The following is a 15,547-nucleotide window of genomic DNA, read 5'->3' on the forward strand; positions in this document are numbered from 1 at the left end:
ACCATGGACGGGTGACATCCGTGACCTTCGACGACGCCGGCGGCCTTGGGCCGCTGGTCGCCCGGCTCGCCCGGGCCGGCCAGCGGCTGCGGCAGGCCGACCGGGCCCGGCCGTGGGTGCTGGACACCGCGGTCGTGGTCCTGGTCTTCCTGCTGTTCTGCGTGCCGGACCTGCTGCACGCCACCGGCGCCACCACGGACGACGACGGACCGCACCGACTCCGCCTCGCCCTCACCGACCTGCCCCTGCCGGCGATGCTGGCGGTGCAGGTCGGACTGGTGCTGCCGCTGCTGTGGCGGCGGCGACGGCCGCTCATGACCTTCGGCGTCATCACGGCCGTCTTCCTCCTGCAATGGTCCCTGGGCGCCGGACTGCGCGCGGACTTCGCCCTGTTCATCGCCCTCTACAGCCTGGTGCTGCACGGGCGGCTGCGACAACTGCCCTGGGCCTGCGCGGTCATGGCGGGCGCCCTGACCGTGGTCGCGCTGCGCGTGTCGCACGCGGTGTCGGTGTGGGACGCCCTGTTCTTCCTGCTGAGCACGGCGACCGCGGCCCTCGCGCTGGGGCTGACGGTCCGCATCCGCCGGGCCCAGCTCGCCGGTCTGCGCGAGCGGGCGGCCCGCCTCGAGATCGAGCGCGACCAGCGCGGCAGGCTGGCCGTCGCCACCGAACGGGCCCGGGTGGCCCGCGAGATGCACGACATCGTCGGCCACAACCTGTCCGTCATCATCACCCTCGCCGACGCCGGCAGATACGCCACCGACCTCGCCCCCGAACGCGGCAAGGAAGCTCTGGAGCTCATCGGTGACACCGGCCGTCAGGCACTGAGCGAACTGCGGCGCGTGCTCGGCGTACTGCGCGAGACCGCGGGCACGTCCGGCGCCGAGCCCGCGCTCAGCCCGCAACCCGGCCTCGCCGACATCGACGCCCTGTGCGCCGGGGTGCGCGCCGCCGGTCTGGAGGTCGTCTACCGCACCGCCGGGGACGTGGAAACCCTCGACAGCGGGGTGCAGTTGACGGTGTACCGGATCGTGCAGGAAGCCCTCACCAACACCCTCAAGCACGCCGGCCCCGACACCCGGGTCCACCTGGCGATCCTCGTGGAGGACACCTCCTTGACCATCCGCGTCCGGGACACCGGCCCCGCCCTGCTGCCCGGACCGCCGGGCGAGGAAGGACACGGCCTGGTTGGGCTGCGCGAACGGGCGGCTCTCTACGGCGGCGACGTGAGCGCCGGCCCGGCACCCGGCGGCGGCTGGAGCGTCCGGGCCACCCTCGACCTCACTCCCCAGGGCGGTACCGAGTGACGACCGTGCTCATCGTCGACGACCAGCCGCTGCAGCGCTACGGCTTTCGCATCCTGCTGGAGTCGGTCCCCGAGACCGACGTGGTCGGCGAGGCCGCGCACGGCGCCGAGGCCGTCCGCAAGGCCGCCGAACTGCGCCCCGACGTGGTCCTGATGGACGTCCGGATGCCCGGCATGGACGGCATCGAGGCCACCCGCCGCATCGTCGCCGCCGGGGACCGCTCCCGCATCCTGGTGCTGACCACCTTCGACCTCGACGAGTACGTCCACGCCGCCCTGCGCGCCGGAGCCAGCGGCTTCCTCCTCAAGGACGCCCGCCCCGAGGAGCTCCTCGCCGGCATCCGCGCGGTGGCCGCCGGAGACGCCGTCATCGCGCCCGCCCTCACCCGCCGCATCCTCGACGAGTACGCCCAGAACCGGCCGGCCACCGGCCGCGATCCGGACGAGGACCCGAGACTGACCAGCCTCACCGACCGCGAACGCGAGATCCTCGAAGCGATCGGCAAGGGCTGGACCAACGGCGAGATCGCCGCGCACTTCGTGCTCTCCGAGTCCACCGTGAAGACCCACGTCGGCCGCGTCCTGGCGAAGATAGGCGCCCGCGACCGCATCCAGGCGGTGATCTTCGCGTACGACATCGGTCTCGCCCGGCCCAACGCGGGCTGAGCGACGGTCATCCGTCCCGTTCGGCGGACGGACCCGCGAGCACGGTGACCGCCACCACGACCGCGAGCACGGCGACCGCCGTCAGCGTCCAGGGCGTGCCGGCCGACCGCACGGTCACCGCGCCCAGCGCGGCACCGGCGACGAGGGTGAGAACACTGAGCGCCTGCCGGCGGGAGGTCGACGCGGTGCGCTCCTCGGCCCGGCCCGCGACCAGGCCGGTCAGCGTGCTGGTCATCACGGTCGTCGTCAGGCCGGCCAGGCCGAGCCGTCGGACCGCCGCGTTCTGCATGCCAAGGGCCACCGCGCCCAGCAGGATCGGCAGCACCGCGACATCGTCGTACGACCACACCAGGGCCGCCGCGACGAACAGGGCCGCCTCCAGCGCGGCGCAGATGCCGAGGAGCGTGCGATGGCCGACCTGGCGTGGCGCCACCGCGCGCACCAGCAGGGCGCCCACCACGAAGCCGCCGAGCGCGACCAGCGGACCCGCGGGCGCGGACCCGGGCGCGCCGGTGAGCGACAGGCCGACGAGGACGAGGTTGCCGGTCATGTTCGCCACGAACACATGGCCGAGACCGAGCAGGCTGACCGCGTCGATCACACCACTGAGCAGGGTCAGCATCAGCAGCGGAGGGACGAGCCGGTCGTCCTCGCTCACGACGGCCCTCGTCGCCGCGAACAACCTCCTGCCGGGCCCGCGTTCGATGCTCCCGCAGCTCACGGTGATCCCTGTGCCCGGCACCTCAGACCGCCACCACCGGCCGGTACACCGGCTCCCACATGGCCCGGCGCACCCGCTCCTCGATGCCGTCGTCCACGGTCTCGCGGGCGACACCGTCCTCGGCGGCCGCCCGCGCCACGGCGACCGCCACGGCGGCGGAGGTGCGCCGCAGGTCCCGGGTGTGGGGGAGGAGGGAGGCACCCCGGTCCGTGGAGTCGACCTGCTCGGCGACGGCGTGGGCGGCGGCGGAGAGCATGGAGTCGGTGACACGGGTGGCGCGGGCGACGACGGCGCCGAGACCGAGGCCGGGGAAGATCAGCGCATTGTTGGCCTGGCCGATCTCGTAGGTCACCCCGCCACTGGTCACCGGCTCGAACGGGCTGCCCGTCGCGACGAGCGCCCGCCCGTCCGTCCAGTCCAGGAGTTCGGAGGGCACCGCCTCGGCGAGCCGGGTCGGGTTGGACATCGGCAGGATGATCGGGCGCTCGGTGTGCGCGGCCATCTCCCGCACGATGCCCTCGGTGAAGGCGCCGCCCTGGCCGGAGGTGCCGATCAGCACGGTCGGCCGTACCCGCCGGACGACCTCCTCCAGCGAGATGCCCTCGACCTTGTCGTCCCGCCGCCAGTCGGCGACCTCGTCGGCGGGACGGGCGTAGGGGGCCTGGAAGTCGCGCAGTCCCTCCTGGTCGCGGGTGATCAGCCCGTAGCGGTCCACGGCCCAGAAGCGGGCGGTGGCCTCCTCACGGCTCAGCCCCTCCGCGACCATGGCGTCCCGCAGCTGGTCGGCGATGCCCATGCCCGCCGTACCGGCGCCGAAGACCGCCACCCGGTGCTCGGGCAGCGGCATCCCGCTGGCCCGTACGCCGGACAGCACCGCGGCGAGGTTGACCGCGCCCGTGCCCTGGACGTCGTCGTTGAAGACGAAGTGCTCGCCCCGGTAACGGTCCAGGATGCGGCGTGCGTTGGCCGGTCCGAAGTCCTCGAAGTGCAGCAGCGCGTCGGGGAAGAGACGTTCGGCGGTGGTGACGTAGCGCTCGATGAAGGCGTCGTACGTCTCCGTGTCCACCCGCGGGTGACGGTTGCCCAAGTAGAGCGGATCGTCGAGGAGTTGCTTGCGGTTGGTGCCGACGTCGAGGACGACGGCGAGGGTGCGGGCGGGGTCGATCCCGGCCGCGGCCGTGTAGACGGCGAGCTTGCCGACCGAGATGTCGATGCCGCCCACTCCCCAGTCGCCGATGCCCAGGATGGCCTCGCCGTCGGTCGCCACGACCAGGTCGACGTCCTCGGCGCCCAGCCCCGAGGCGCGCAGTGCGCGTTCCATGTCCTCGGGCGCGTCGACCGACAGGTAGATGCCACGCGGACGCCGGTACTCGGTGCTGTACCGCTCGATGGCCGTGCCGACCGTCGGCGTGTACACGATCGGCAGCATCTCCGAGAGGTGGTCGCTGAGCAGACGGTAGAACAGCACCTCGTTGCGGTCGTGCAGGGCCGCCAGGTTGACGTGCTTGGCGAGGTCGGTGGGCTGGGCCGAGTACTGGCCGTAGGCCCGGTCGGCCTGCTGGTCCAGGGTGAGCACGCGGGGCGGGATCAGTCCGTCCAGACCCAGGTCCCGGCGCTCCCGCTCGGTGAAGGCCGTACCGCGGTTGAGGCGGGGATCGGCCAGGACGGCCCGGCCGCGCGCCGAGGTCTCGAACTGGTTGGCCTGCGGCTTCCACTGGGTACTCATCGTCGCTCCATGACGTGTCCGGATCGCGACCCGCCGGTCGCCCCTGTCCCTCCCAGAGTGGCCCCCGAACTTCCATGCGTCCAATGACTCGATACGGGGAAACCCATGCACCGGTAACATGGATCGCATGGACGTGCAGGTACTGCGCTGCTTCGTCGCGGTCGCCGACGGTGTGACGGTGACCCAGGCCGCGGAGGAGGCGCACATGACCCAGCCGGCCCTCTCCCGGGCGCTGCGCCGCCTCGAGCTTGAGGTCGGCGCCGAGCTCTTCCAGCAGGTGGGGCGCGTGCTGCGGCTGACACCGGCCGGACGCGCCTTCAAGGAACACGCGGACGCGGCACTGGAGCGCCTCGACCGGGCTCTGCGCGCGGTCCACGAGACCGTGTCCCCCGAAGCGGGCCTGATCCCGCTGGCCTTCCTGCACTCCCTGGGCACCTGGCTGCTGCCCCCGCTGATCACCGGCTTCCGGGAGAGGTTCCCGCTCTCCCGGTTCGAACTGCGCCAGGGGAGTGAGGCCGTTCTCATCGCCTCGCTGCTGGACGGAACCGCTGACCTGCTCCTCACGGCCGGCGACCCCGGCCACCCCTTGATCACCTGGCGCCGTCTGCTGGTCGAACCGCTGTGGCTGGCCGTGCCTCCCGGGCACCGGCTGGCCCAGCGCCGCCGGGCCCGGCTGGCCGAGGTAGCCGAGGAGCCCTTCATCCTGCTGCGGCACGAGCAGGGCCTGCGCTCGGTGACCGAGGCACTGTGCGGCGAGGCCGGTTTCAGCCCCCGGGTCGGCTTCGAGGGGGACGAGGTCGCCACCCTGCGCGGCCTGGTCGGCGCGGGCCTGGGCGTCGCGCTGGTCCCACGCCCGCACGCCGCCGCGCCCGCCGGCGGACCGTCCTACCTCCAGGTCACCGACGTGGAGGCGGCCCGGGACATCGGCATCGCCTGGCTGACCTCCCGTACGCTCCCGCCGAGCTCCGGGCGGTTCCTGGACCATGTGCGAGGACATGCCGCGTCGGTGGCCGAACAGGAGATCCTGGCCTAGGAAGGGCGGTGACGCATGGACGTGGACCTGCGCAAGCTGCGCTACTTCGTGGCCGTGGCCGAGGAGCTGCACTTCGGGCGTGCGGCGGAGCGGCTGCACATCGCCCAGCCGGTGCTCTCCCGGCAGATCCGCGCGCTGGAGGACGAACTGCGCGCCGAACTGCTCCGCAGGGACCACCGCGGCACCGAGCTGACCGCCGCCGGCGAACAGCTCCTGGAGGACGCCCGTCCACTCCTCGCCTCCGCCGAGGCACTGGCCAGGAGGGTCGCCGACGCCGCCACCGGCGTGCCGACCCTGACCATCGGCTTCATGCCCGGCATCACCGTGACCGCCGAGGTCCGCGCGCTGACGGCCCGCCGTCCCGGCCTCGGCGTCCGCCTCCTGCGCACCAGCTGGGACGACCAGGTCGAGGTGCTCAGGGACGGGCGGGCCGACGTCAGCGTCGTCCGGCTGCCCGTCGACCAACAGGGCCTGGAGGTACGCCCGCTGTTCCAGGAGCCGCGGGTGGTCATGCTCCCCGTCGGACACCGGCTGGCGGACAAGCAGGCCGTCGCCGTCTCCGACCTCGCCGCCGAGCACCTGCTCCAGGACCCGGAGGCGGTGCCCGAATGGCGTGACGTGGCGCTGGAGCTGCGCCGGGCCGACCGGCCCGGGAACCCGCCGATCCGCCATGTCGAGGAGAAGCTGGAACTCGTCGCCGCCGGGGCCGGAGTGTGCGTGCTCCCGCTGTCCACGGCCGGTTTCTACCCGCGGCCCGACGTCGTCGCCGTGTCGGTGGAGGACATCGGGCCCAGCCAGGTGTGCCTGGCGTGGACGGCGGTCCGCCGCTCGCCCCTGGTCCGCGACTTCGTGGAGATCGCCCTCGCTCTCGCGCGGCAGCACCAGTCCGACGGCGGCCGAGGAGCGGCCGGATAGCATCCCGATCATGGCGGACTGGGAGATACGGCCGGCTTCGGCGGCGGACGTCGAGGCGGTGGCCGAGCTGCGGGCGCAGGTCATGCGACCGGACCTGGAACGGCTCGGCCGTTACGACGAACACCGCGTGCGGCAGCGGCTGCGGGACGGGTTCGTCCCGGCGCACACCTGGGTGATCGAGGTCGCCCGCGCCTTCGCCGGCTGCGTGGCGCTGCGGCCCGCCCAGGACGCCCACTGGCTGGAGCACTTCTACCTGGACCCCGCGTTCCAGGGCCGGGGCATCGGTTCGGCCGTGCTCAGTACGCTCCTGGAACGGCACGAGCGCGACGACGCGCCGATCCGGCTGAACGTGCTGAGGGGCAGCCCGGCCCGGAGGCTCTACGAACGGCACGGTTTCCGGGTCGAGAGCGAGGATCCGGTGGACGTGTTCATGGTGCGCGAGCCGGTTCCCGCCGCCCGCTGATCCGCTCAGCCGCGTTCGAGATCGGCGAGCGGGTCGGTGTGGACCGGCGTCCAGCCCAGCTCGGTGCGGGCGCGGGCCGGGGTGAAGCGCTGGTCGAGGGCGAAGGCGTCGGCGATGACGCCCATGCGCTCACGTGCCTCGTCCAGGGAGTTCGAGACCGTCTTCCCCGCGATGCCCGCCGCCCGGCTCAGCGCCAGGGCCACCTCCCTGGCCGTCGGGTTCACCCCGCCCACGCCGACGTACACCGAACCCGCCGGGGCCCCGAGCGCGGCGACGTAGAGCTCCGCCACGTCGTCGACGTGGACCAGCGCCCAGTGGTTGCCGCCGTCGCCGATGTACGGGATGGCCCCCGCCCGCCGGCCGGGGGCGGTGAAGAACAGGTCGATCAGGCGGTTCTCACCGCCGTACAGCAGTCCGGGCTGGACCACGACCGGGCGCCCGCCGCGCTCCGCCCGCCGCAGGACCGCCTCCTCGACCGGGCGGCGCCAGGCGACCACGGGCGGCGGGTTCCACGGCGCGGTCTCGTCGGCCACACCGTCCGTGTCGCCGTACACCCAGGTCCCGCCGGTGTGGACGTACGTGCCGGAGCCGATCCCGTCCTGCAGGGCTCCGGCCGCCGCGAGGTCGGCTTCCCCGGTGTCGGCCTGCGCCAGGTGGACGACGGCGTCGGCCCTGGCCGCGGCGGCGTTCAGCACGTCGAGGTCGCCGAGACCACCGGTCACCGGTACGGCCCCCAGCCCGCCGACCGCACGGGCCGCGTCCTCGCTGCGGGCCAGCGCCTCCACGGTGTGCCCGTGCCGGATCAGGGCGGTGATCGTCGCCTTGCCGATGTAACCGGACCCGCCGGTCAGGAAGACCTTCATCGATGTACTCCTCAAGGGGGTGTCGAACGGGGGTGTCGAGTACGTCGGCTTCAGCGTGCGGGCGGTCGCGGCGGGGCGTCCAAGACCTCTTCGGGCCGCTGTCATGCCCTGCGGGTATCAGGGGTGGCGGGACGGGGTGCGGCCCCGCCGTGGATGCGATGATCGGGTGCACGTCGGTGGCCGTGGAGCGATGCGGGGGAGCGGGAATGGACCTTCGGCAGATGGAGGTCGTGGTCGCGGTCGCCGAGGAGGGCGGCTTCACGGCGGCCGCCCGCCGGCTGCACGTGGTGCAGTCGGCGGTCTCCGGCACCGTGCGCGAGCTGGAGAAGGAGCTCGGCATCCGGCTCTTCGACCGCACCACGCACCGGGTGACGCTCACCGCGGCGGGCGAGGAGTTCGTGCCGGCGGCGCGTGCCGCGCTGCGGGCGGCCGAGCAGGCCCGCGAGGCGGCCGCCGCCGCACGCGGTGAACTGCGCGGGCGGATCACGGTCGGCACGATGCAGGGCGTGTGGGCGGACCTGCACCGGGCGCTGGCCGCGCTGCGCGCCGAGCACCCCCGGATCGTGGTCCGGCTGCGGCAGGCCGCGGTCGTCGACATCCGGCAGGCCCTGCGGGAGGGGTCGGTGGACCTCGCCGTCGTGGCCTTCGACCGGCAACAGCAACGGGGGCTGGTCACCACGGTGCTGGCCCGTGAGGAGATGGTGCTGGCGGCGGCACCCGCCCGGTCCTTCGCCCGCCCCGACGAGGTCACCCTCGCCGAGACCGCCGGCCTGCCGTTCGTCGACTTCGCCCCCGGATGGGCCGTCCGCCAGGCCGTGGACCGGGCCTACCGGTCGGCCGGGGTGGAGCGCGGCGCGGTGTTCGAGGTCAACGACATCGTGGCCGCAGCCGAGCTGGTGCGGCACGATCTCGGGGTCTGCGTCATGCCGGAGTCGATCGCCGCCCGCTTCCCGGATCTGACCCTGCGCCGCTTCACCCGGCAGGCCCCGCACTGGGACGTCCTGCTGGCCCGTCCGCCCGGCCCCGTGCCGCCGGCGGTCGCCGCGCTGCTGCGGCACATCACCTGACCGGCCGGGACCGGGAGTTCGCCCGGCCGCGGACGGCCGGTCCTGGCAGGATGGCGGTATGGAACGTGTGCTGGGAATCGGCGGATACTTCCTGCGGGCCGGCGACCCGCAGGCCCTGAGCGCGTGGTACCGGGAGTGTCTGGGCCTGGACACCGACGAGCACGGCCTGTGGCGTCAGGAGCCCGGGGACACGGTGTTCGCGGCCTTCGAGTCCGGGACCGACTACTTCGGCTCCCGGGCTCAGCAGACCATGCTGAACTTCCGGGTCCGCGACCTGGACGCCATGCTCGCGCAGCTGCGCGCCAAGGGAGCGGACGTGGACCCGGAGACCCAGGACATGGAGGGCGTCGGCCGCTTCGGCTGGGTCACCGATCCCGACGGCAACCGGATCGAACTCTGGCAGCCCGCCTGACCGTTCAGCGGGTGCGCCGCTCCGTCAGCCAGTACAGCAGGGCGAGGACGGGAAGGACGGCGCCCAGCGCGGTGACCGCGTTCCAGCCCGCCGCGTGGTAGGCGACCGAGCCGAGCTGCGAGCCCAGTGCGCCGCCCGCGAAGAAGACGGCGATGAAGGCGCTGTTGAGGCGGGCCCGGGCGGCCGGGTCCAGCCGGTAGATGGTGTGCTGCCCGACGATGAGCGTGGTCTGCACGGCCGTGTCGAGCAGGACGGCGGCCAGCGCGACCAGCACGATCGTGTGCTGTCCGAGCCCGGCCAGCACGAAGGCGAGGGCGCCGACCCCGAACGCGATCCCGGTCACCGGCCGGGCCAGCCCCCGGTCGGCCCAGCGGCCCGCCAGCGGCGCCACGGCCGCGCCCGCCGCACCGACCAGGGCGAACAGCCCCACGCCGATCGCGGAGTAGCCGTACTCCGGCCCGGTGAGCAGGAAGGACACCGTGGTCCAGAACGCGCTGAACGCGCCGAACATCGCCGCCTGGTAGAGGCCGCGGCGCAGCAGCTCGGGGTGCGTGCGCACCATGCGGACGGTGGAGCGCAGGACGTGGTGGTACGGCGCCGCCGTGGTCGGCGCGTGCTCCGGCAGCGTCAGATGCAGGGTCACGGCCAGGATCGCCATGAGCGCGGCGGAGCCCAGGTAGACCACCCGCCAGCCCGCGGCGTCGGAGACCAGGCTGCTCAGGGTCCGGGAGAGCAGGATCCCGGTGAGCAGGCCGCTCATCACCCGCCCGACGATCCGGCCCCGGGCGTGGTCCGGGGCCAGCCCGGCGGCGAACGGCACCAGGATCTGCGCCACCACCGAGGTGGCTCCGGCGATCAGGGACGCGCCCAGCAGCACGGCGAACCCGGTCGCCGTACCGGCCGCCACGAGCGCGAGGGTCGTGACGGCCAGCAGGACCGTCACCAGGCGCCGCTTCTCGACGCGGTCACCGAGCGGGACGAGCAGCAGCATCCCGGCGACGTACCCGATCTGCGTGACGGTGATGATCAGGCCGACGGTCGCCGTACCGGTGTGGAAGACCGAGCGCAGCGTCGAGAGCAGGGGCTGGGCGTAGTAGAGGTTGGCGACCGTCAGCCCGGAGGCGACGGCCAGCAGCGCGACGAGCCTGCCGGGCACGCCGGACGCCGGCGCGGCGTCCTGGGCTGGAGCTGTGTGTGAGCGAATGGAGCCGGTATCCGGGGACATGGCCGCCTTCTCGGTCTCGGGACGGAAAGCTTCGGCGAGCGGCCGCGTCGGCGCTCGTAGGGCTTCAGCACCGATGCCGGGAGGAAGCTTCCGCACCTGTGGCCGATGATGCAAGATGTCGATCATCTCGAATACAGATGACCGAGAGGGATCCGGACTTGGGGTTGTCCGTCAGCCTCATGGCAGGCGTCCGCCAAAGCTGTGACCATGTCACAGAGCCCGCAGACAGACCACGGCAGCCCGGGAGACGACATGCCGATCAGCCGGTTGGGACTCGTCGTGCACGAAGGACGTCCCGAGGCGGTGTCGGGAGCGCGGGCCGTGCGCGAGTGGTGCGCGCGGCGCGACATCGGCTGCGTGGACATCGACGTGTGGCAGGGGCAGGGCAGCCGCCGAAGCGGCCGGGAGGAGATGCGGGCCGCGGGCGGTCCCGACCTGATCGTCACCCTCGGCGGGGACGGCACCTTCCTGCGCGGCGCCCGTATCGCGGCCAAGAAGAACATCCAGGTGCTCGGCGTCGACCTCGGCAAGGTCGGCTTCCTGACCGAGACCCCGGTCACCGAGGTCGAACGGGCGCTGGACGCCGTGCACGCCGGGCGCTCGGAGTGCGAGGAGCGGATGACCCTCACGATGCGGGCGTCCAGGCCGCTCGAGATGCCCTCCGACATGGAGCAGATCCTGTGCTACGGCCGGGGCCCCGCGCTGCCGCCGCCACCGCCGCGGTCCGGTGACGACGACTCCTGGGGCGTGGCGCTGGACGTCACCGCGCTCAACGACATCGTGGTGGAGAAGCTGGCCCGGGACCGCCAGGTGGCCGTCGGCGTCTACATCGCGGGCCGGCTGCTGGCCTCGTACTCCGCCGACGGTCTCATCGTCGCCACCCCCACGGGCTCGACCGCCTACAGCTTCGCGGCCGGGGGACCGGTGCTCTCGCCCCGGATGCGGGCGGTGGTGTTCACGCCGGTCGCCCCGCACATGACGTTCAACCGCACGGTGATCGCCAACGCCGACGAGCCGATCGCCCTGCGCGTGCTGCCGCATTCCGGGCGTGCCGCCGTCAGCGTCGACGGCCAGCCGCGCGGAGTCCTCGAACCCGGGGACTGGATCGGGGTGATCGCGGCACCGGAGCCGCTGCGCCTGGTCAGGCTCAGCCCAGCCGACTTCTACGGCCGCCTGCGCGACCGCATGCGCCTGACCGACGCGCCGGCCACGGCCGCGGACGGAGAGTCGGCACCCCTGTTTCGCCCCAGCGGGCCCGTCCCGGAGGATGTACGCCACCTCCAGCTGCCCCCGCCCCCGCTGTCCTGACGGACCCCGTCGCGCAACGAATGGTTGCATGTTCGCCGCTTCCGGCGTACGGTGATGTGCAACCAAAGGTTGCGAATGGAGTGAGGGCGGATGGAGTACGGCAGCATCGAGCGCGAGATCTACGTGGAGGCCGCACCCGAGGTCGTGTACGAGGTGATCAGCACGCCCGAACACCTCCGGGAGTGGTGGCCGGACGAGGCGGAGCTCAAGCCCGAGCCCGGCGCCACCGGGGTCGTCGTGTTCGGCGACCGAACGAACCCGGAGGCGAACGTCGTACCGCTCACCGTGCTGGAGGCCGACCCGCCCCGGCGCTTCTCCTTCCGGTGGGCGTACGAGGAGGGCGAGGTCGCGTCGGTCGACAACTCGCTGCTGGTGATCTTCGACCTGGTCCCCTCCGGAACCGGCACGCTGCTGCGGTTCTCCGAGGGCGGCTTCCGGGAGAACGGCTGGGAGGCCGCCGTACTCGAAGAGCGCTACCGCGAGCACGTCACGGGCTGGGACCACTTCCTGCCGCGGCTCGTCACCTACGTCGACCGGGTGGTGTCGACGTCGTGAGCACCGCCATCGACGACGAACTCTGGTCGGCGGTGGGCGACCCCATACGCCGGCGGATGCTCGATCTGCTGCTGGCCGACGGCGGCGGTACGGCGACCACGCTCAGCGAGCGTCTGCCGGTCACCCGGCAGGCCGTGACCAAGCACCTCGTCGTGCTCGGCCGGGTCGGACTGGTCCATGTCACCCCGTCCGGACGCGAGCGTCTCTACCGGGTCGACGAGGCCCAACTCGCCCGGGCCGTGGCCCAGTTGTCAGCGGTCGGCGCCGCCTGGGACGCCCGGCTCCAACGCATCAAGCGGATCGCCGAGGCGATCCAGCGCCGTAACCAGGAGCGCTGACCGCGCGCGAGCGCGGCGGGCGCCCGAGAAACATCGGAGAAGGAGAAATCGACATGGTGGACATCCTGCACAGGATCGGCGTCACCTCGTCTCCCGACGAGGTCTACGCGGCCCTGACCACGGTCGACGGGCTGGCGAACTGGTGGACCCAGGACACCGAAGGCGACCCCGAGACCGGGGGAGTGGTCCGGTTCCGCTTCGAGCCCGGCGGGTTCGACATCAAGGTCCTGGAGGCCCGGCCCCGCGAGCTGGTGCGCTGGGAGGTGGTCGACGGTCCCGAGGAATGGGTCGGCACCCACATCCACTTCGACCTGAAGCAGGAGGACGACTACACGATCGTCCTCTTCCGGCACGAAGGCTGGCGGGAGCCGGTGGAGTTCATGTACCACTGCAGCACCAAGTGGGCGACCTTCCTGATGAGCCTCAAGAAGCTCGTCGAGACCGGAAAGGGTGACCCGGCACCTCAGGACGTCAGGATCAGCAACTGGCACTAGGTGTGTCGACCTCACCGTCCTGATGGGTGATGAATCCTCGGTCGGCGCAGGTGTCTCACAGACCGAGGTCCGCCGCCAGGCAGGAGAAGGACATCCAGGCGCCCTCGGGGTCGTAGGCCTCCCGCGCCGGGTCGTGCGGTGTGGCCGCCTTCTCCTCGGTCATGTCCTCGTAGCGGATGCGCTCGGGCAACGTGCCGAACCGTGCGTGGCGCGCGGCCGCAGCGCTGTCCGGGGTGCTCTGGATCTCCACGGTCAACCTCCGCTGTTCGCTTGGCGGATCGAGTTCCGCGGTCCGCCGCGGGACTCAGACTCGCACGAGGTGCGTCACCGGTCAAGATGGTGACGCACCTTCGTTGTGCGGGTGGTGGTCCGACACGTCACTCGCGCGCTCTATTAGTGCGCGCTAGCCGGGTACGATGTCCCCAGCCCAAGGTCATGCCAATAGGGTGGGCGGCGTCGGAGGGTGGTCACAGGTGGAAGCATCGGGCAAGCAGCGGCCCACGATGGCGGACGTCGCCGAGAAGGCCGGCGTCTCGCGGGCGCTCGTCTCGATCGTGTTCCGCAACCAGCCGGGCGCGAGCGAGGAGACCCGGGAACGGGTGCTGCGGGTCGCCGACGAGATCGGCTACCGGCCCGACAGCGCGGCCCGGCTGCTGGCGCGCGGCCGCAGCCGCACGCTCGGCGTCATGTTCACCGTCCAGCAGACCTTCCACACCAACCTGATCGAGGGCATCTACCCCGAGGCCGAACGTCTCGGCTACGAGGTCCTGCTCTCCGGCGCCACCCGGGGCCGCAGCGAGGAGAAGGCCGTCGAGGCGCTGCTCAGCCACCGCTGCGAAGCGGTGATCCTGCTCGGCTCCTTCGCCGAGCCCGCCTTCCTGGACGAGTTGGGGCGCCGCACGGTCGCCGTCTCCGTCAGCCGCCGGGTCCCGCACGCCCACGTGGACTTCGTCCACTCCGCCGAGGGCAAGGGCGTCCGTCAGGCCATGGACCACCTGGTCGAACTCGGCCACCGCCGGATCCTGCACATCGACGGCGGCCGGGGCCCGGGGTCGGCCGAGCGGCGGCGGGCCTACCGGGCGGCGATGCGCCGGCACGGGCTGGAGGAGGAGGCGCGGGTCCTGCCCGGGGACCACACCGAGGAGTCCGGCATCGAGACCGGACGTCTGCTGCTTCAGGAGCGCGACCGGGGCCTGCCCCTGCCCACCGCCGTCCTGGCGGGCAACGACCGGTGCGCGATGGGCCTGTTGATGCCGCTGACCCGGGCCGGTGTCGAGGTCCCCCGGGACATGTCCGTCGTGGGGTACGACGACAGCCACCTCTCGCATCTGATGCCGATCGGCCTGACGACCGTACGGCAGGACGCGGTGCTGATGGCCGAACACGCGGTGCGGTTCGCGGTGGAGCGGCTGGAGGAACCCGAACTCGATCCGCGGGAAGCCGTGTTGGACCCGAAGCTGGTGGTACGCGGGACCAGCGGGCCGCCGCCGGCGGACTGAGCACCGGTACGCACACAGGTGTCCGCCGTGGCGGCGCGGCACGGTCGAGGTCAGGGTGGAGCCATGTGCTGGAGCGCGACGGCCGATCTCGTCGCCGGCGCCGGGATCGCCGCCGTCGGCGCCTTCTGTGTGGCGCGGGTACGTCGGGTGCGTGAACTGCCGCTGGCCGCGCTGCCGTTGCTGCTGGGCGCCCATCAGCTGGTCGAGGCGTGGGTCTGGCATGCCGGCGGCGGTACGGGTCCGGCCACCGTCGCCTGGGCGGTGATCGCCTTTCCGCTGCTGGCGGTGTGGGTGCCGTTCGCCGTGCTGTGCGCGGGTCCGCGACAGGCCCGGGCCCGGCTCGCCGTTCCCGTGGCGAGCGGGGTCGCGACCGCCGCCGCGCTGTCGTACGCCATCGCCACCCGTCCCGTCCGCGCCGAGATCCGGGGCCACACCGTCGGTTACGTGCTCGGGCTGACACATGGGGCTTTGCTCGTGGCGGGGTATCTGCTGGCCACCGTCGGCGCGCTGCTGCTGGCCACCGACCGCTGGGTGCGCGGACTCGGTCTGCTGGCCGGGGTGGGGGCGCTGCTGTGCTGGGCGCTCTGGCGGCTGGAGTTCGTCTCGACGTGGTGCGCGTTCGCGGCCCTGTGCTCGGTGGTCGTGTACGGCTGGGTCGTGCGCCGGGAGCCCGCGTATTCCCGCTGACGGTGGTGGTGTCGCTACCGGGAGCGGTGATCCTGCGTGCGGGAGGGACCTGGTTGCGTCGGCTCCCGCGTCGCAGGGTGGGACCATGAACACCACTGGAACGTCACGGATCCGCAGCCGGGTGACACCGCTGCGCCGCCTGAGCGGAGACGTCTACGTCCCGCGCGGGACCTCGACGCCTGTGCCGCGGCGGCGGCGCGGGCGGGACGTCGTCGAGGGGGAGTGCGAGGACCGCGGGTACGTCGAGCAGGGCCGCGGATGACCGTACG

The 15,547-nt window shown here is 72.7% G+C and carries 19 protein-coding genes; 14 read left to right on the plus strand and 5 right to left on the minus strand.

Features of this window, described 5'->3' with window-relative positions; all coding sequences use genetic code 11:
* Positions 1 to 11: 11 nt before the first annotated feature.
* Both ACWCQ1_RS30745 and ACWCQ1_RS30750 read left to right on the plus strand, forming a co-directional pair.
* Positions 12 to 1,307, plus strand: coding sequence for a sensor histidine kinase (locus ACWCQ1_RS30745; protein WP_358606033.1), 1,296 nt, complete (start codon positions 12 to 14; stop codon positions 1,305 to 1,307).
* On the plus strand, positions 1,304 to 1,972 hold the full coding sequence (locus tag ACWCQ1_RS30750) for a response regulator (RefSeq protein ID WP_133049137.1): 669 nt from the start codon (positions 1,304 to 1,306) through the stop codon (positions 1,970 to 1,972). Before ACWCQ1_RS30745 ends, ACWCQ1_RS30750 begins: the two co-directional genes overlap by 4 nt.
* A gap of 7 nt (positions 1,973 to 1,979) precedes the next feature.
* Here the strand turns inward: ACWCQ1_RS30750 and ACWCQ1_RS30755 are convergent, their stop codons facing one another.
* A complete protein-coding gene (locus ACWCQ1_RS30755) occupies positions 1,980 to 2,630 on the minus strand; it encodes a YoaK family protein (protein ID WP_358606029.1) in 651 nt (216 codons plus the stop codon).
* Positions 2,631 to 2,715: 85 nt separating this feature from the next.
* Positions 2,716 to 4,419 carry an NAD-dependent malic enzyme gene (locus ACWCQ1_RS30760; protein ID WP_451027841.1) on the minus strand — a complete coding sequence of 568 codons (1,704 nt, stop codon included), beginning with the start codon at positions 4,417 to 4,419 and terminating at the stop codon, positions 2,716 to 2,718.
* A gap of 127 nt (positions 4,420 to 4,546) precedes the next feature.
* Between ACWCQ1_RS30760 and ACWCQ1_RS30765 the strand changes: the two genes are divergently transcribed.
* From ACWCQ1_RS30765 to ACWCQ1_RS30775, 3 genes are read left to right on the plus strand one after another with little or no spacing between them, the layout of a single operon-like run.
* Positions 4,547 to 5,452, plus strand: coding sequence for a LysR family transcriptional regulator (locus ACWCQ1_RS30765; RefSeq protein ID WP_358606023.1), 906 nt, complete (start codon positions 4,547 to 4,549; stop codon positions 5,450 to 5,452).
* A gap of 15 nt (positions 5,453 to 5,467) precedes the next feature.
* Positions 5,468 to 6,367, plus strand: a complete 900-nt coding sequence (locus ACWCQ1_RS30770) for a LysR family transcriptional regulator (protein WP_451027842.1) — start codon at positions 5,468 to 5,470, stop codon at positions 6,365 to 6,367.
* Between the two features lie 10 nt (positions 6,368 to 6,377).
* Positions 6,378 to 6,830, plus strand: coding sequence for a GNAT family N-acetyltransferase (locus ACWCQ1_RS30775; protein WP_358606017.1), 453 nt, complete (start codon positions 6,378 to 6,380; stop codon positions 6,828 to 6,830).
* A 5-nt stretch (positions 6,831 to 6,835) separates the two neighbouring features.
* Here ACWCQ1_RS30775 and ACWCQ1_RS30780 read toward each other — a convergent pair whose 3' ends face one another.
* Positions 6,836 to 7,693 carry an NAD-dependent epimerase/dehydratase family protein gene (locus tag ACWCQ1_RS30780; protein WP_358606014.1) on the minus strand — a complete coding sequence of 286 codons (858 nt, stop codon included), beginning with the start codon at positions 7,691 to 7,693 and terminating at the stop codon, positions 6,836 to 6,838.
* Positions 7,694 to 7,899: 206 nt separating this feature from the next.
* Between ACWCQ1_RS30780 and ACWCQ1_RS30785 the strand changes: the two genes are divergently transcribed.
* Positions 7,900 to 8,760 (plus strand): LysR family transcriptional regulator, encoded by an 861-nt coding sequence (locus tag ACWCQ1_RS30785; protein WP_133049130.1) that lies wholly within the window; start codon positions 7,900 to 7,902, stop codon positions 8,758 to 8,760.
* A 58-nt stretch (positions 8,761 to 8,818) separates the two neighbouring features.
* Entirely contained in the window at positions 8,819 to 9,172 is a 354-nt protein-coding gene (locus tag ACWCQ1_RS30790; protein WP_358606011.1) for a VOC family protein, read from the plus strand.
* 4 nt (positions 9,173 to 9,176) lie between these two features.
* Here ACWCQ1_RS30790 and ACWCQ1_RS30795 read toward each other — a convergent pair whose 3' ends face one another.
* The gene (locus tag ACWCQ1_RS30795) at positions 9,177 to 10,328 is read right to left on the minus strand and encodes an MFS transporter (RefSeq protein WP_451027854.1); all 1,152 of its coding nucleotides are present in this window, start codon (positions 10,326 to 10,328) and stop codon (positions 9,177 to 9,179) included.
* Between the two features lie 321 nt (positions 10,329 to 10,649).
* On the opposite strand from ACWCQ1_RS30795, the gene ACWCQ1_RS30800 reads away from it, so the two are divergent.
* From ACWCQ1_RS30800 to ACWCQ1_RS30815, 4 genes are all read left to right on the plus strand, one after another.
* A complete protein-coding gene (locus tag ACWCQ1_RS30800) occupies positions 10,650 to 11,705 on the plus strand; it encodes an NAD(+)/NADH kinase (protein WP_133049127.1) in 1,056 nt (351 codons plus the stop codon).
* A 90-nt stretch (positions 11,706 to 11,795) separates the two neighbouring features.
* Entirely contained in the window at positions 11,796 to 12,260 is a 465-nt protein-coding gene (locus tag ACWCQ1_RS30805; protein WP_358606006.1) for an SRPBCC domain-containing protein, read from the plus strand.
* Complete coding sequence (locus ACWCQ1_RS30810; protein WP_133049125.1) at positions 12,257 to 12,598, plus strand: ArsR/SmtB family transcription factor; 342 nt, start codon at positions 12,257 to 12,259, stop codon at positions 12,596 to 12,598. The genes ACWCQ1_RS30805 and ACWCQ1_RS30810 overlap by 4 nt, the downstream gene beginning before the upstream one ends.
* A 53-nt stretch (positions 12,599 to 12,651) precedes the next feature.
* Complete coding sequence (locus ACWCQ1_RS30815; RefSeq protein WP_358606002.1) at positions 12,652 to 13,092, plus strand: SRPBCC family protein; 441 nt, start codon at positions 12,652 to 12,654, stop codon at positions 13,090 to 13,092.
* Between the two features lie 55 nt (positions 13,093 to 13,147).
* Here ACWCQ1_RS30815 and ACWCQ1_RS30820 read toward each other — a convergent pair whose 3' ends face one another.
* Positions 13,148 to 13,342, minus strand: coding sequence for a hypothetical protein (locus ACWCQ1_RS30820; protein ID WP_133049123.1), 195 nt, complete (start codon positions 13,340 to 13,342; stop codon positions 13,148 to 13,150).
* A 253-nt stretch (positions 13,343 to 13,595) separates the two neighbouring features.
* Here ACWCQ1_RS30820 and ACWCQ1_RS30825 point away from each other — a divergent pair, with 253 nt between their 5' ends.
* The 3 genes from ACWCQ1_RS30825 to ACWCQ1_RS30835 all read left to right on the plus strand — a co-directional run bounded on the left by ACWCQ1_RS30825 (position 13,596) and on the right by ACWCQ1_RS30835 (position 15,540).
* Positions 13,596 to 14,591 carry a LacI family DNA-binding transcriptional regulator gene (locus ACWCQ1_RS30825; RefSeq protein ID WP_356766077.1) on the plus strand — a complete coding sequence of 332 codons (996 nt, stop codon included), beginning with the start codon at positions 13,596 to 13,598 and terminating at the stop codon, positions 14,589 to 14,591.
* A gap of 63 nt (positions 14,592 to 14,654) precedes the next feature.
* The gene (locus tag ACWCQ1_RS30830; protein WP_358605999.1) at positions 14,655 to 15,278 is read left to right on the plus strand and encodes a DUF6629 family protein; all 624 of its coding nucleotides are present in this window, start codon (positions 14,655 to 14,657) and stop codon (positions 15,276 to 15,278) included.
* An 85-nt stretch (positions 15,279 to 15,363) separates the two neighbouring features.
* Complete coding sequence (locus tag ACWCQ1_RS30835) at positions 15,364 to 15,540, plus strand: hypothetical protein (protein ID WP_165955152.1); 177 nt, start codon at positions 15,364 to 15,366, stop codon at positions 15,538 to 15,540.
* Positions 15,541 to 15,547: the final 7 nt, after the last annotated feature.

This window comes from Streptomyces sp. NPDC002144, assembly GCF_053593695.1.